This is a genomic window from Chryseobacterium panacisoli, from assembly GCF_008274625.1.
Classification (GTDB): Bacteria; Bacteroidota; Bacteroidia; order Flavobacteriales; family Weeksellaceae; genus Chryseobacterium; species Chryseobacterium panacisoli.
Map to the genome: position 1 here is coordinate 192,074 of NZ_VTRU01000003.1, position 14,454 is coordinate 206,527.

Here is a 14,454-nt window from a genome sequence, read left to right on the forward strand (position 1 = left end):
GACATCCTTTTTTCTTTATACATCAAATCCAGATTTCATCCTTACAGGAATTCTGATACAGGAAAAATAAACCCAGCTTATAAAAACCAGCTGAAGTGGAATTCTGTACCATAAATAAGACAGTCCGCTTCCTGAAAAGTCACCCGATTTCATATTCACATGTTCCGATGCAGCATATAGGTTAGCCGGAAGAATGAGAACAAAAAACACAATGAGCAGCCAGCCTATGGTTTTCTGAAATCCAGGAATCAACAGGGTTACAGCTCCGATAATTTCCAGAACACCGGTTACATAAACCATTTCTTTTTTATAAGGTATTATTCCAGGAATCATCAAAGCCATTCCCTGCGTATATACAAAGTGGGCAATTCCGGCAGTTAAAAGCATCACCGCCATAGCGATTCTTGCCGAAAGAGCAAACTCATACTCTTTACGGGTCAGTTTAAAAATGATCATAGAGATAATCAGAACGATTGGTAAAATAGCTTCAGGCATTTCTTTTTTTTGCAAAGTTCTGCCATCCGTTCAGGCAAAACAATGAACCCAGGTTAAGAAATTCTACGCCTGATTCTGCTGAGGGCTTGTGGAGTGATGCCAATATAAGAGGCAATATATTTCAAGGGGATGTACTTTAAAATATCCGGCTGTTCAGAAAACAAGGCAAGGTACCGTTCTTCGGCGGTTTGTGTCAGCAATGATATTTCTCTTTTAAAATTATCCAGATAAAGTCCTTCACTGGCAAGTCTTCCGATCTTATTTCCTATTGCTGTTTTCTCGTAGACTGTATTGAGATCCTGATATGAAATACGCCAAAGCACAGATTCTTCAAGCGCCTGAATATGATAACTGCATGGTTTCCGTGTAAGAAAAGAGTCGTAAGCACTTACAAACTCACCGGCAAACGAAAAGGAAAATGTAAAATCATCCTCTTCCCCCGGAATATAAAACCTTACACTTCCCTTTTCTATAAAAGCAAGATAATTTTCCGTTTTTCCGGCAGTGATCAGATGTTGTTTCCGGGAAAACTTGTGTCTTTCAAGTTTTGATGAAAATAACTCCCAATCCTGATCAGACATTGTAACGGATTTCTCAAAATAGGTCCGGATCTGTTTCATTTAAATAGTAAAATTAAGAATGGTAAAGTTAGGATTTAACCTTTAAAAACAAAAAAAGAGACCATCACAGCCTCTTTTTTACATTTAATAACAGATACAGCAGACTTTTCTGTCCGGGCTACAGGCATCTCCTACGCCTGGTGTATTGGAAATCACTCCGCCTGCAGGTCCACATAAAATACTGCAAGGCGGGATGAAAGCAATTCCTCCACTCACCTCTTTTAATTCTGATCTGGTCAGTTTTTTTGTTTTTGAAAAGTTTGTTTTCATATTATAAATTTTTGGCAATTATAAATATAGCAATAAATAGCATTAAAAATCAAATACTTACAACACATATAATAAAATATCCGGCTCAATAATGAATTCATTATTGAGCCGGATAGATCAACTATTTAAAGTCTTATTTATTCGTTTACCCCAAAGAACTTTTGCAATTCTTCAACATTTTTCTTATCATTTCCTACAAAGATCTCTTTATCTGTAATAAAAACTGGTCTTTTCAGAAAAGTATAATGGTCCAATAAAAGATCTTTAAAATCTTTTTCTGTTAAAGATTTTACATCTAATCCTCTTAATTTGATCTGAGTAGATTTTTTACTGAACAGGGCTTCGTATGATTTTGTCTTTTTATACATTTCTGCCAATTCTTCTTTCGCGATCGGCACTTTTTTGATTTCGCGAAGTTCCCAGTCTGTAAGATCAAATTGGGCTAAAATTTTCCTGCAGGTATCACATGTGTTGAGATAAAATACTTTCTTCATTACGGTTTCTAAATCTGTTATTTGTTAAAATTCCTATTCATTGAAAGGTTTCGTCTTTCAAAAGTAGGATTTAATCTAAAACTTTGGAAATTATTAAATAACTTTATTCAAATTTTATAAAGATGCAGAACAAGCCTATTACTTTTCAGTTTATTTCGGAGCCTTCAGACGTGAATTACGGAGGAAATGTACATGGAGGAAGTGTGATGAAGTGGATTGACCAGGCCGGTTATGCATGTGCGACAACCTGGAGTGGTAATTATTCTGTCACAGTATATGTCGGCGGAATCCGTTTTTATGACCCTATTAAAATTGGTGAGGTGGTAAAAGTAGATGCCCAGGTAATCTACACCGGAACTTCAAGTATGCATATCGCCATCAATGTTTTTTCAAGAAATCTGAAACAGCCGAATTTTGAGAAAAAAACCCACTGTATCATCGTTTTTGTGGCCGTAGATGAAAATGGTAAAAAACTGCCTGTACCCAAGTGGATTCCAACAACCGAAGAGGAAAAACAGCAGGAAATATATGCAAAACGTCTGATGGAACTAAGAACACAGATTGAGGATGAGATGAAACCTTTTTTATAATGGAAAGAAAAGATTTCATTAGACTTTCTTCATTGGGATTTTTGGGATTGTATTCCTGTGGAATTTCAAATTTCAATATGAATAAAAAACCATTAGCCATTCAATTGTACACTGTTCGTGATTCCATTTCAAACAATCTCGAGAAGACTTTTGAGAAACTGGCAGAACTTGGTTTTACATCATTTGAAATTTATGGTTATGACGGAAAATTTTTCGGAAAAACTGCAAAAGAATTTAAACAGATTTTGTCTGCTCATGGTTTAAAGGTGATCAGTTCACATCATCAAACCGGAATTACAGACCTTAAAGATGGAACTCTTTTGAAAAACTGGAATAGAACATTGGACGATCTTAACATTATTGGTTCAACATATGCCGTTTGCTCCTACCTTCCCGAAGCGGAAAGAACCTTTGAAAATTATAAAAAGCTTCCTGGTATTCTTGAAAATGCAGGAGATTTTTCCAAACAGAACGGAATTCAGCTGGCTTATCATAATCATGATTTTGAATTTCTAAAGATGGATGAAAAGAATAATTTTTATGATTTCATTTTAGAAAATACTTCATCAGATAGAGTTAAGATGGAGTTAGATTTATATTGGATTTCAAAAGCAGGTCTAGATCCGTTACTTTATTTTGAAAAATATCCGAAAAGATTTCCATTGTGGCATGTGAAAGATATGAAAGCAGGAACCAAAGACTTTGCAGAAATCGGAAACGGAACCCTTGATTTTGAAAAAATTTTTGAAGCCAGAGAAAAAGCAGGACTGAAACATTGGTTTTTGGAACAGGATTCCAGCGATAAAGATATTTTTGACAGCATAAAGATCAGTAAAAAGTATATTCTTGAAAATTCTTATTTTTAATGAAACCTGAAATCTGAAAATATTTAATCATGAGAAAAGCTCTTCAACTCTTTTGTTTATTGATTATTACTTCTTTGAGCTCACAAACCCATCGGTTTATTTATGAGCTTCAATTAAAAATGGACTCTACTGAATCTGAATATCAGAAATTCAACATGATTTTAGATATTAATTCAAAAGAGGTGAGATTTTACGGGAGAAACCTTCTCATCGCAGATTCTTTGAATAAAAAATTCGGAAATATGGACAACAAACATGTTGACATGACCGGACAGATTGTAAAAAGAAAGATAAACACTACTGAAAATGAAAACTTTATCAATATAAAATTTGGATATTACTCCTTTACAACCAACGATAAAATAAAATGGAATATTTCCAATGAAACCAGACAGGTTCAGCAATATACATTACAAAAAGCAACAGCTCAGTTTGGTGGAAGAAGCTGGATTGCCTGGTTCAATAAAGAGATCCCATTTAATGAAGGTCCTTTTAAATTTTCAGGACTTCCCGGTTTGGTATTTGAAATTTATGATACCAAGAAAAATTTCATTTATCATCTTATCAAAAGTCAGGAGCTGAAAGAGACCTATCCTACCGATAATTTTATTGAATCGAATTTCGGAAATAAAGCCATTTCTATCAATGAAAAGCAGAAATATAAACTGATCATGGAGTTTTACAATGATCCTTTTGCCTTTGAAAGAAACAATTTCAGCAAATCCAATACCGACCTGAAAATTAACATCAACGGAAAAGAAATCCGTACCCTAGATGAGCTGAATACACAGACCAAAAGCATGCAGGAAGTGATAAGAAAATACAATAACCCGCTTGAGATTGATAAGGCTGTTCATTATTCAATCTATTAAAACTCTGATTTATCTTTAAGTTTGGGCTAAAGCCAGTGCAAAATGTTAAATTGATGTTGGCGGGCTAAAGCCCACCTCTATTGAATTTTAACGACAAGATCTTTTATCTTTTATCTTTTATCTTTTATCTTTTATCTTTTATCTTTATTCATATATTTGCATGAACAAAAGGAAATGGTGTTCTTCCTTACCCAACCGCTTTACAAAAGCTGATGACGCCTGATTAAAAGATTATTAACAAATAACTAATCAGGATTATTATGTCAAAAAACCAAAGAACATTAGGCAAAAAAGTTGTTTTCCACACGCATTTTTTCTTCAGAAAATTCCCTGCTCTGCCCTATATTTTAAAGTGGCTGTGTATCAGTATCATTATTGGAGCTTTAGAAGGAACAGCTTCTGCAGGATTTCTGCAATCATTGGAATGGGCAACAAATTTCAGGGAAAGTCATCTCTGGCTGATTGCTTTGCTTCCTGTGGCAGGATTTCTGATAGGGCTACTCTATCATTACTTCGGAAAAGATGTGGAAGCGGGAAACAACCTGCTGATTGATACCATTCATGAGCCGAAAGGGATTATTCCGTTTAAAATGGCACCTTTTGTTTATCTCGGAACGATGGCAACCCATTTCTTCGGAGGATCTGCAGGCCGTGAAGGAACAGCGCTTCAGATGGCAGGTGCTATTGCTGATCAGCTTACCAAACCTTTTAAACTTGACAGAAATGAAAGAAAAATATTGATTATTGCCGCTATTGCTGCCGGATTTGGTTCTGTTTTCGGGACGCCACTGGCGGGAGCAGTGTTTGGCCTTGAGGTTTTTCTGATCGGAAGAATTCGTTACAATGCCATTTTTCCTGCTTTTGCTTCAGCTATTCTGGCGGACTGGGCTACCAGTCTCTGGAATGTAAAACATACCCATTATCATATTGATTTTATCCCAAAAACTGAGTTTTTACCAATTCTATACAGTATTCTGGCAGGAATAATTTTCGGAATCTGTGCTGCTGCTTTCAGCAGAATTATCCACTGGATGGGTTCTGTGTTCAAATCAAAAATTAAATACCCACCCCTTCGTCCGGTTATTGGAGGAATTACTGTTGCTCTGGCGGTTTTTGCAATGGGTACTACCCGATATATCGGATTAGGAATTCCTGTGATTGTAGAATCTTTTGAGAAGCAGCTTCCTTTGTATGATTTTGCTTTAAAAATGATCTTTACCATTGTTACGCTTTCAGCAGGATTCAAGGGCGGAGAAGTTACTCCTTTGTTCTTTATCGGGGCAACATTAGGGAGTGCTTTATCGCTTTTTATTCCTTTACCATATGGATTACTGGCGGGAATGGGGTTTGTAGCTGTATTTGCCGGAGCCACCAATACTCCTTTGGCCTGTATGCTGATGGGAATTGAATTATTCGGGGCAGAATGCGGCGTATACATAGCCATTTCCTGTGTTGTATCTTATCTTCTTTCGGGGCACAACAGTATTTATACCCAACAGAAAATCGGAGAAGCGAAAAACAGAAGGTACGAGAATCAACAGGATAAGTCGGTTTCGGATTTTTTATAGGTTGTTTTTGGTTGCTGGTTATTTTTTGTTTCTAGTTTCTAGTTGTTTTTGTTGATAGTTACTGGTTACCTACAGCTTAAAACCCTCGAATCCTGCATCTCAAAACATAAATCCAGCTGCACTCAAGCCCTCCCACCCGCAAACTCATTAATACCTCCTTCTCCGTTTCCAACTATAATTCGTAATTTTACCCCATGTTCGATTACAGATTAAAAGTTTTCCATACGGTAGCTTCCCGTTTAAGCTTCACTAAGGCTTCAGAAGAGCTTCATATTTCACAACCCGCTGTTACCAAACACATTAAAGAAATTGAAACTCAAATAGGCGCCAAGCTATTTGACCGTAAAGGAACTTCTATCCAACTGACTCATAGCGGAAAGATTCTGTACGAACATGCAGAAAAGATCAGAAGTATCTACCGTGACATGGAATTTGAAATCAGCCAGATCAGCCAGCAGCATAAAGGAAAGCTGATTATCGGTGCCAGTACAACCGTTGCACAGTATATTTTACCTGAAATTTTAGCCAAATTCAATTCTTATTATAAAGATATTAAGATTGAACTTCTCACGGGAAATACCGAAACGATCTCAACACTTTTAAAGGAAGAAAAAATAGATCTGGGTATTATTGAAGGAGAATCACAGTCTTCTTATTTTGAATACAGGACTTTTAAGCCTGATGAAATTGTTTTGGCAGCAAAATCAGATCACCCTCTTGCTCATAAAACATTAAATTTAAAAGATCTCTATCATCTGGATCTGATTTTCAGAGAACAAGGCTCCGGAACCCTGGAGTTTATACAAAACAGACTCAGAGACAAAGACATCAGCATTCATGAATTGAATACCGTCATACAGCTGGGAAGCAGTGAGAGTATCAAAAACTACCTTATTCACTCGGATTGTATGGCATTTCTATCGATCAGCACGATCCTGAATGAACTTAAAAACAATGTACTGACTGTCATTGACATCAAAAACTTCAGCATTGAAAGAGATTTTCATTTTATTCTGCCTAAAGGAGAGCAATCTGAACTGATTAAACTTTTTTTGAGGTTTGCAGAATAATCCCTTTATGATGTAAAATCTATTAACAATAGAAAAATCCTATTATTTTTTAAAAATATATAAAGCTTTTTAAGTTTTGGCTAAAGCCAATGGAATTTTTAAAATTTATTTGGCTGGGCTAAAGCCCAACCCTATTGATATAGTCAAGCAAATAGTAAAATTTAACGACAAGATCTTTCATCTTTCATCTTTCATCTTTCATTAGTTATAACTTTTAGTTATTCAATATAACAAAATACGATTTACTTTGTAATACTATTTTCCGGAATTTTGATGCAGATTTTAAAAGTTCGCATTATGAAAAATTTCATTCAAAATGAAATGACACGGAAAGTATTTTTTATTGTATTGGCACTGCTATGCCTTACTCCGCTTATATCTTCCCCAATAGCTCTTGCATTGGGATTTGGTCTGGCTGTTTTTATAGGGAATCCATTTGAGAAACACCTTCATCATTATATTCACTTGTTGCTGCAGATTTCTATTGTCGGTCTGGGATTCGGATTGAAGCTGGATGAAGCCCTCCACGCCGGAAAAACGGGATTGATGTTAACAGTTGTAAGTATTGTTACCGTAATGGTATTGGGATATTTCCTTGGAAAACTCTTTAAACTGGAAAAGCCTTTATCTTATCTTTTATCCGCAGGAACGGCCATTTGCGGGGGAAGTGCTATTGCCGCAGTATCTCCCATTATCAAACCGAGTACGAAACAGATTTCCCTTGCATTGGCTATTGTTTTTACATTAAATTCTATTGCATTATTTGTTTACCCTGCCATAGGACATCTGCTGAATCTTTCACAGGAACAGTTTGGACTTTGGTGTGCAGTGGGAATTCATGACACCAGTTCTGTTGTGGGTGCTGCCAGTAAATATGGAGACGAGGCTCTGAAAATTGCAACGACTGTAAAATTGGCCCGTGCCCTTTGGATCATTCCGGTTTCACTGATTACGATGTTCATTTTCAAAAGTAAAGATTCTAAAATAAAAATTCCCTGGTTCATTGGGTATTTTATTGCAGCCATTCTTCTGAATACGTATTTCCCGTTTCTTGACCGTTTCAGTACTTCCATAACTGTTTTAGCAAAATCCGGACTGAATCTGACCTTGTTTTTCATAGGTTCTACCCTTTCTCTTCAAACCCTGAAATCAATAGGACTAAAACCTTTACTAACTGCTGTACTCCTTTGGATTACGATAAGTATTGGCAGCCTTCTTTACATTCTTCATTAAAATGAGCAGAACCCTTTTGATATCAAAAGGGTTCTGCATATTAAATGTGGAAATGTTTATTTCGTATTGAAATAATTTTCTTTAGATTGCGGCTTCACCACAAGTATAAACCTGTGGACAACCTATATACTGTACGCAATACCATGGTCCTGTTACTGATCCAGAGCAGCTGCATCCGCAAAGAGATAAATCAGGGTTTCCGCTTATTCCTCCTGAGATGTTTTTTAGATCTTGCTTTCTTAATTTTTTAGCATTTTTCATAATGTTCATGAGATTTAGTTTGATTAAACAATATAGTTTTAGTTACCTTCCAAAGTTAAACAAATATTAATTACGTGCAACAAAAATCAATGTAAAAATTAATAATTTATTGATTATAACGTTATTATTATATTTAAAATAAGCAATATTGTTTTTATTTTTTTAAACAGTTTAAATTATTCTGTAAATTCAAGATCCCGGTCGTGGGTTTCAGAAATAGTAAGCGAGGAATAAAATGCAAGTCCAAATACCACCACTCCCACTATGGCTGCGCTTTCCACCACCGGAAAATGACCTTTAAGAGAATCAAAAGCAAAAATCATAACGGGTACAAGCCCTCTTACCATATTAGGAACGGTTGTCGTTGCTGTATTTCTGATATTGGTCCCGAACTGCTCTGCAGCCAGTGTTACAAACATGGCCCAATATCCTGTTCCGAAACCAAGCCATACACAAAACAGATAGTATTTTGTTTCTGTATTGGTATTACCGAACAGCATCACAGCTACTCCGATCAGGGTAAAGATCAGCATATAGAAGATGGCCATTTTACGGGATTTTAAAGCATGGGAAATAAATCCGCTCAATAGGTCACCCACAGAAATCCCTACATATGCCCACATAATTGCTTTTCCGGGATTGATCTCTTTAATTCCTAATTCAGGGGCAAACTGATTGGCCAAAACAGCCAGAATCCCTATACAATACCATGTAGGCAATCCTACAGCAATACATTTTAAATACCTAGTTAATCTGTCTTTATTGGTAAAAAAGGATAGAAAATTACCTTTTGAAACGTTTTTATGCTCAATATTCTTATAAATTCCGGATTCGGATACACTTATTCTCAGTATCAACAACATAATTCCCATGACTCCACCGATAATGTAAGAGATATTCCAGCCACCGGCCAGTTCTACCGTAAGCTGAGCCACTACAGCTCCCATTAATCCAAAACCGGCAACAACCGAGGTTCCTATTGCTCTCAAACTCTTCGGCAGGCTTTCAGAAACCAGCGTAATTCCTGCTCCAAGCTCCCCGGCAAGGCCAATACCTGCAATAAACCTCAGACCGGCATATTGGTATAATAAATGTTCTTTGGGGAAATAAGGAAGAAAACCGCAGGCAATATTAGCTAAGGAATACACTAAAATAGATCCGAAGAGTACAGAAAGCCTTCCTTTTTTATCTCCGAAAATACCCCAGAAAACACCTCCGATAAGAAGCCCTACCATCTGACAGTTGAGAATAAAGGTTCCGTCGGCATCCGGATTAAGTCCCAGAGCTTTTAAACTTGGTATTCTTACGATTCCGAATAAAAGGAGATCATAAATATCTACAAAATAGCCTAAGGCAGAAATAATAACGGGAATTGAAAAAATGTACTTCAGTTTTGAAGACATGGACAGTTCTTGCATTTTTAAGTTTTGATAAAAATAAAAAACCTTTCAATTTCTTGAAAGGTTTTTATCAAATATCTTTTTCTGATTATTATCTGGCAATATTCACAGCTCTCGTTTCTCTGATTACTGTTACTTTTACCTGTCCCGGATAAGTCAGTTCATTCTGGATTTTCTCAGAGATGTCGTAGGAAAGCTGAGAAGCTACTTCATCGTTCACTTTTCCGCTCTCTACCATTACTCTCAGTTCTCTACCCGCCTGAATCGCATATGCACTGGATACTCCATCGAAGCTTAATGCTGCAGATTCAAGGTCTTTTAATCTCTGGATATAAGATTCCAATACCTGTCTTCTTGCTCCCGGTCTTGCTCCTGAGATCGCATCGGCAACCTGAATGATCGGAGATAATAAAGACTTCATTTCAATCTCGTCGTGGTGAGCTCCAATAGCATTTACTACTTCAGGGTTTTCACCATATTTCTCAGCCCACTGCATTCCTAAAAGGGCGTGTGGCAATTCTGATTCCTGCTCAGGAACTTTACCGATATCGTGTAAAAGACCTGCTCTTTTTGCTAATTTTACGTTTAATCCTAACTCAGCAGCCATAGTTGCAGCGATATTTGCTACTTCTCTTGAGTGCTGCAGTAAGTTTTGTCCGTAAGAAGAACGGTATTTCATTCTACCTACGATTTTGATCAGTTCAGGGTGCAATCCGTGGATTCCTAAATCAATGATGGTTCTCTTACCTACTTCAATGATTTCCTCTTCGATCTGTTTTCTGGTTTTTTCAACTACTTCTTCGATTCTTGCCGGGTGAATTCTACCATCGGTTACCAATCTGTGAAGGGATAGTCTTGCAATTTCTCTTCTTACCGGATCAAAACATGAAAGAAGGATAGCTTCCGGGGTATCATCAACGATGATTTCAACTCCTGTTACCGCTTCTAGAGCACGGATATTTCTACCTTCTCTACCGATAATTCTACCTTTTACTTCATCAGATTCAATATTGAAAACGGATACTGAGTTTTCGATAGCCTGCTCTGTTCCGATTCTCTGAATCGTTTGAATAACAATTTTTCTCGCTTCGTTTTTGGCATTCATCTGAGCTTCTTCCATGATGCTCTGAACATGTGCCTGCGCTCTTGTTTTTGCTTCTGCTCTCATGGTTTCTACCAATTCTGCTTTAGCTTCATCAGCAGTATAATTAGAGATTTTTTCAAGTATTTCTACTTTCTTAGCGTTAGCTGTATCTAATTCCTGCTGCTTTCTTTCAAGGATTTCGGTCTTCTTAGCATAGTCTGCAATCTGCTTGTCCAGATCTTTTTCAAGTTTTCCGGTCTTGCTAAGTTCATCATTCAGCTTATGCTCCTTGTCTTTCGTTCTCTTTTCAACTTCCTGCATTTTCTTTTCACGGGACTGAATGTCTGCATCATGCTGAGATTTCAGTTCCAGGAATTTTTCTTTTGCCTGAAGGTTCTTTTCTTTCTTTATGGATTCAGCTTGTACATTAGCTTTTTCTATAAGGTTTTCGGCGTTTTTCTTAGCATCATCTATGATGAATTTTGCCTTAGTATTCAGAGAGCTTTTTGAGAAAAACATTCCCACTACAGCCCCGATTACTAAACAAACAACACCGACTATAACTTCTATCATAATTTATATTGAGTTTTAATTGTATTCATATCCTTGTTAAATAAAAAAAGCCCACAATAATCCAGAGATTGAGAGTAAACTCCTAATCAACACGATTTGAACTGATTTCCACTGTCTGTAATCCGGAAATCCGGCACGCCATTCGATGGACATTTGTTCGGTAATTGTTTAGCGTTGAGTTTACCTTTAATGTGTTAGAATTATTGTAGGCAGTAATTTTTCAGGAAAAAAAATCTATTTCCCGATTTCATTCAACGACTGATTAATCTGCGTTAATCTTTCGTTGGTAGAATTAATATTTTTTTCGTAGTTCAGAGAAACTACTTCTGCATTGGTTCCCAGTTTCAGGGCACACATTGCCAAAGCATCCTGTTTATCTCTTACATCGAAGTTCTGTTCAAAATCTTTAATCATATTCTCGATCTGCTTCCCTACTTTACGCAAAGTTTCTTCCTCTGCTGCCGGTACGTTCAGCGGATACACTCTTCCTGCAATGTTGACGGTTATTCTCCTTACCTCCATTATAATCCACTGTTTTGAAGCTGAGCAATACAGAAATCAATTTCTTTCACCAATCTGTTGATATGGTTTTTCATTAATCTATTGTGTTCAGGATTTCCTGATATTGCTGAATAAAGTTTTATATTTTTTTGTTCTTCTGCTAATACCTGATTCTTTCTTCTTTCCTCATCATACTTCTTCTTCAACTCTTCATGCTCAATATTTAATTCTTTTAAATTTTCCGTAAGATTTTTATAGTTCTTTTGCAGAGTCGAAATCTTTCTCTCTAATTCTGAAAAATTGTTTTCTAAATCTTGAAGCATTTCAGGTTTGTATATTCTAACTAAAAGCAAAAATAAAAAAATAATAACACTAACAAAAATAAAACACTCTATATTTTGATATAACAACAAAAAAGGAGGTGCTAATGCACCTCCCGTCTATTTTTCAATGAAATATTTTTTATTCAAATTTCAGAACAAACATTATGGCTCTTGTCTGTAATGTAGAAATTGCAGATGCCCAGTAAGGAGGTGTAGTAGCATTATCAGCCACTTTCTCGTTGTTCATGAAGAATGTTCCTCTTACGGCTGGAGTCAGTTTAAATTTGTTGAAATAAAACTGGATTCCCATTTCTGCAGACCATGCAAAGTTGTGGGTAGTTGATCTGTAGATCCCCTGCATGTTATCATCTGTGGAACTTGAGTTAGACTGAAGGTTTACAACATAGTTTACCCCTGCTGCAACGTAAGGCCTTGAATTGTACCATCTTTGTCCGTGAAGTTCCAACATTACAGGAATGTCTATTAATGTAGATTTAATTTCTCTTACTTTATCCTTTTCCTGTAAAGGGAATGGCATAAAAGGAGGATTGGTTAAAGAACCGCCTGCATAAATGTCATTGGATTGAGTATTAAAAGTCAACTGTCTTTGAGCAAACTGTAAACCTGGTTCTATTCTTACATCAAGATAATCATTCAGTCTCCATTTTGCAATAAGCCCGGCACCGAAACTATAGCTTTCCTTGGAGGTAACAAGGTTTTCATTATCATTCATCCCGTATTTCGGATGCAAAACAATGCGGTAATCCAGTCTGTTCCCGTTCAAATAAAACCCCCAGCTGAATTTCTGCTCGTCGAAATCTTCCAACTTATCCATTCTGTTTCGGGTTCTGAATTGCGCGTTTGCAAAAACGGCAACATTTACTGAGGTTAAAACCAGTGCTTTTAATAGAAATTTATTCATAGGTTACTTTGTTGCTTTATAAATTGTGGCTATACCTAAACTTAATTTTTTATATTCTACTTTCTTAAATCCCGTATCTAAAAGAATTTGCTTCATCTTCTCCCCGAAAGGAAAAGCATTTACAGAATCCGGAAGGTATGTATACGCCCTATTATCCTTAGAAACCAATCTGCCGATGGCAGGCAATATATTTTTGAAATAAAACATATAAAATGGCCCCATGAAACCCTCAACCTTTGAAAACTCCAGTATATAAACACTTTTGTTATCTTTAACTACTCTTCTTAACTCTGCTAAACCTTTGGTAAGATTCTCAAAATTCCTTACTCCAAATGCAACGGAAACAGCATCAAATCTATTGTCCTCGAAAGGTAAATTTTCTGCATCCCCTTTTTGCATGGAAATTTTGCCGTCTAATTTAAGTTTTTTTATTTTAATAACGCCAACATTCAGCATTTGTTGTGATAAATCTAATCCAACTACTTTAGAACTGGTTCCTTTTTCAATGGTAATTGCCAGATCTCCCGTTCCTGTAGCCACATCCAGCACTTCCTGCGGATTATCATTTTTCATCCATTTTACCAGTTTATTTCTCCACAAAATATCAATTTTCATGGATAAAACACGGTTCAGAAGGTCATACTTCGGTGCAATATTGTCGAACATATCCTCTACCTGGCTTTTTTTTGTAGCCTCTGAATTGTAGGGAGTAACTTTGGTGATATCTTTTGTCAAAACTTAAAACTTGTAATATTCTTTATAATAATTTAGGTAATCCTGCTTTCTGAAGATTTTAGATCGGGATTCCACTTTCTGGATATTCTTGATCACTTTATCATAATCTTCATCTACATTGTAATAAAAATCTTCTGTGTAAAGCTTATTGAAGCGTTTCGCTCCTCCGTAATAATCCTTTCCGTCAATGACCGTTTTATCAAGGTTTGCCAGTAACGAATCTTTTTTAAGATTGTATCCGTAGTACTGATCATTTACGTAGTAATCCTGATGGGTAATATTAATCAGACCACGAAGTTTATTTACTTCAAATGCTGAATCATAAAGCATTTTCTTGTTCTGATCAAATACCTGAATAGAGTTTTTCCCTTTATTCAAATCCACATGCACATACTGCCCGGCGGAGATAATTCCTTCAGATCCGTTATTGATCTTAAAGTAATACGTATTCGGGGTAGGATTATCTACAACATAATAATTCTTCTTGGCTAAAAAAAGGAAGTAGATCCCAAAGGCAACGATAAATGCCACAGCTGCAATAAGTAAGCCTTTTAAGGACGAGTTGTTTTTCATAGAT

At 36.3% G+C, this 14,454-nt stretch carries 18 protein-coding genes and 1 riboswitch; of the genes, 6 read left to right on the forward strand and 12 right to left on the reverse strand.

Annotated features, from left to right (window positions below):
• Positions 1-15: 15 nt before the first annotated feature.
• The 4 genes from FW781_RS13980 to FW781_RS13995 all read right to left on the reverse strand — a co-directional run bounded on the left by FW781_RS13980 (position 16) and on the right by FW781_RS13995 (position 1,879).
• Positions 16-495, reverse strand: coding sequence for a DoxX family protein (locus FW781_RS13980; RefSeq protein ID WP_149387987.1), 480 nt, complete (start codon positions 493-495; stop codon positions 16-18).
• A gap of 53 nt (positions 496-548) precedes the next feature.
• Positions 549-1,115: a Crp/Fnr family transcriptional regulator gene (locus FW781_RS13985; RefSeq protein WP_149387988.1), complete on the reverse strand. Its 567-nt coding sequence runs from the start codon at positions 1,113-1,115 to the stop codon at positions 549-551.
• 84 nt (positions 1,116-1,199) lie between these two features.
• The gene (locus FW781_RS13990) at positions 1,200-1,385 is read right to left on the reverse strand and encodes a hypothetical protein (protein ID WP_149387989.1); all 186 of its coding nucleotides are present in this window, start codon (positions 1,383-1,385) and stop codon (positions 1,200-1,202) included.
• A 137-nt stretch (positions 1,386-1,522) separates the two neighbouring features.
• Entirely contained in the window at positions 1,523-1,879 is a 357-nt protein-coding gene (locus FW781_RS13995; protein WP_149387990.1) for an arsenate reductase family protein, read from the reverse strand.
• 122 nt (positions 1,880-2,001) lie between these two features.
• On the opposite strand from FW781_RS13995, the gene FW781_RS14000 reads away from it, so the two are divergent.
• The 6 genes from FW781_RS14000 (at position 2,002) to FW781_RS14025 (ending at position 8,078) form a co-directional block, all read left to right on the forward strand.
• On the forward strand, positions 2,002-2,469 hold the full coding sequence (locus FW781_RS14000; RefSeq protein ID WP_047383407.1) for an acyl-CoA thioesterase: 468 nt from the start codon (positions 2,002-2,004) through the stop codon (positions 2,467-2,469).
• A complete protein-coding gene (locus FW781_RS14005; RefSeq protein ID WP_149387991.1) occupies positions 2,469-3,335 on the forward strand; it encodes a sugar phosphate isomerase/epimerase family protein in 867 nt (288 codons plus the stop codon). The genes FW781_RS14000 and FW781_RS14005 overlap by 1 nt, the downstream gene beginning before the upstream one ends.
• A 29-nt stretch (positions 3,336-3,364) precedes the next feature.
• The gene (locus tag FW781_RS14010) at positions 3,365-4,207 is read left to right on the forward strand and encodes a GLPGLI family protein (RefSeq protein WP_149387992.1); all 843 of its coding nucleotides are present in this window, start codon (positions 3,365-3,367) and stop codon (positions 4,205-4,207) included.
• 161 nt (positions 4,208-4,368) lie between these two features.
• A riboswitch (Fluoride riboswitch) is annotated at positions 4,369-4,436 on the forward strand.
• Positions 4,437-4,467: 31 nt separating this feature from the next.
• Positions 4,468-5,775, forward strand: a complete 1,308-nt coding sequence (locus FW781_RS14015) for a voltage-gated chloride channel family protein (RefSeq protein WP_172625728.1) — start codon at positions 4,468-4,470, stop codon at positions 5,773-5,775.
• 194 nt (positions 5,776-5,969) lie between these two features.
• Complete coding sequence (locus FW781_RS14020) at positions 5,970-6,845, forward strand: LysR family transcriptional regulator (RefSeq protein ID WP_149387993.1); 876 nt, start codon at positions 5,970-5,972, stop codon at positions 6,843-6,845.
• Positions 6,846-7,142: 297 nt separating this feature from the next.
• Positions 7,143-8,078: a YeiH family protein gene (locus FW781_RS14025; RefSeq protein ID WP_149387994.1), complete on the forward strand. Its 936-nt coding sequence runs from the start codon at positions 7,143-7,145 to the stop codon at positions 8,076-8,078.
• Between the two features lie 81 nt (positions 8,079-8,159).
• On the opposite strand, the gene FW781_RS14030 is transcribed toward FW781_RS14025, so the two are convergent.
• The 8 genes from FW781_RS14030 to FW781_RS14065 form a co-directional block, all read right to left on the reverse strand.
• Positions 8,160-8,348, reverse strand: coding sequence for a hypothetical protein (locus FW781_RS14030; protein ID WP_149387995.1), 189 nt, complete (start codon positions 8,346-8,348; stop codon positions 8,160-8,162).
• A 167-nt stretch (positions 8,349-8,515) separates the two neighbouring features.
• Complete coding sequence (locus FW781_RS14035) at positions 8,516-9,757, reverse strand: MFS transporter (protein ID WP_149387996.1); 1,242 nt, start codon at positions 9,755-9,757, stop codon at positions 8,516-8,518.
• 73 nt (positions 9,758-9,830) lie between these two features.
• Entirely contained in the window at positions 9,831-11,396 is a 1,566-nt protein-coding gene (rny, locus tag FW781_RS14040; protein ID WP_047376862.1) for a ribonuclease Y, read from the reverse strand.
• Between the two features lie 234 nt (positions 11,397-11,630).
• The gene (locus FW781_RS14045; protein WP_034695967.1) at positions 11,631-11,918 is read right to left on the reverse strand and encodes a cell division protein ZapA; all 288 of its coding nucleotides are present in this window, start codon (positions 11,916-11,918) and stop codon (positions 11,631-11,633) included.
• Positions 11,918-12,220, reverse strand: a complete 303-nt coding sequence (locus FW781_RS14050; RefSeq protein WP_047376863.1) for a hypothetical protein — start codon at positions 12,218-12,220, stop codon at positions 11,918-11,920. Before FW781_RS14050 ends, FW781_RS14045 begins: the two co-directional genes overlap by 1 nt.
• A 139-nt stretch (positions 12,221-12,359) precedes the next feature.
• A complete protein-coding gene (gene porT, locus FW781_RS14055; RefSeq protein ID WP_149387997.1) occupies positions 12,360-13,142 on the reverse strand; it encodes a type IX secretion/gliding motility protein PorT/SprT in 783 nt (260 codons plus the stop codon).
• A 3-nt stretch (positions 13,143-13,145) separates the two neighbouring features.
• Positions 13,146-13,877, reverse strand: a complete 732-nt coding sequence (gene ubiE / locus FW781_RS14060; RefSeq protein WP_149387998.1) for a bifunctional demethylmenaquinone methyltransferase/2-methoxy-6-polyprenyl-1,4-benzoquinol methylase UbiE — start codon at positions 13,875-13,877, stop codon at positions 13,146-13,148.
• 3 nt (positions 13,878-13,880) lie between these two features.
• Entirely contained in the window at positions 13,881-14,450 is a 570-nt protein-coding gene (locus tag FW781_RS14065; RefSeq protein WP_047376865.1) for a hypothetical protein, read from the reverse strand.
• Between the last annotated feature and the right edge of the window lie 4 nt (positions 14,451-14,454).

Excerpts from the sequence above, each read along its gene's own strand:
- FW781_RS13980 (WP_149387987.1), bottom strand. The coding sequence starts at position 495 with ATGCCTGAAGCTATTTTACCAATCGTTCTGATTATCTCTATGATCATT.
- FW781_RS13985 (WP_149387988.1), bottom strand. The coding sequence starts at position 1,115 with ATGAAACAGATCCGGACCTATTTTGAGAAATCCGTTACAATGTCTGAT.
- FW781_RS13990 (WP_149387989.1), bottom strand. The coding sequence starts at position 1,385 with ATGAAAACAAACTTTTCAAAAACAAAAAAACTGACCAGATCAGAATTA.
- FW781_RS13995 (WP_149387990.1), bottom strand. The coding sequence starts at position 1,879 with ATGAAGAAAGTATTTTATCTCAACACATGTGATACCTGCAGGAAAATT.
- FW781_RS14000 (WP_047383407.1), top strand. The coding sequence starts at position 2,002 with ATGCAGAACAAGCCTATTACTTTTCAGTTTATTTCGGAGCCTTCAGAC.
- FW781_RS14005 (WP_149387991.1), top strand. The coding sequence starts at position 2,469 with ATGGAAAGAAAAGATTTCATTAGACTTTCTTCATTGGGATTTTTGGGA.
- FW781_RS14010 (WP_149387992.1), top strand. The coding sequence starts at position 3,365 with ATGAGAAAAGCTCTTCAACTCTTTTGTTTATTGATTATTACTTCTTTG.
- FW781_RS14015 (WP_172625728.1), top strand. The coding sequence starts at position 4,468 with ATGTCAAAAAACCAAAGAACATTAGGCAAAAAAGTTGTTTTCCACACG.
- FW781_RS14020 (WP_149387993.1), top strand. The coding sequence starts at position 5,970 with ATGTTCGATTACAGATTAAAAGTTTTCCATACGGTAGCTTCCCGTTTA.
- FW781_RS14025 (WP_149387994.1), top strand. The coding sequence starts at position 7,143 with ATGAAAAATTTCATTCAAAATGAAATGACACGGAAAGTATTTTTTATT.
- FW781_RS14030 (WP_149387995.1), bottom strand. The coding sequence starts at position 8,348 with ATGAACATTATGAAAAATGCTAAAAAATTAAGAAAGCAAGATCTAAAA.
- FW781_RS14035 (WP_149387996.1), bottom strand. The coding sequence starts at position 9,757 with ATGCAAGAACTGTCCATGTCTTCAAAACTGAAGTACATTTTTTCAATT.
- rny (WP_047376862.1), bottom strand. The coding sequence starts at position 11,396 with ATGATAGAAGTTATAGTCGGTGTTGTTTGTTTAGTAATCGGGGCTGTA.
- FW781_RS14045 (WP_034695967.1), bottom strand. The coding sequence starts at position 11,918 with ATGGAGGTAAGGAGAATAACCGTCAACATTGCAGGAAGAGTGTATCCG.
- FW781_RS14050 (WP_047376863.1), bottom strand. The coding sequence starts at position 12,220 with ATGCTTCAAGATTTAGAAAACAATTTTTCAGAATTAGAGAGAAAGATT.
- porT (WP_149387997.1), bottom strand. The coding sequence starts at position 13,142 with ATGAATAAATTTCTATTAAAAGCACTGGTTTTAACCTCAGTAAATGTT.
- FW781_RS14065 (WP_047376865.1), bottom strand. The coding sequence starts at position 14,450 with ATGAAAAACAACTCGTCCTTAAAAGGCTTACTTATTGCAGCTGTGGCA.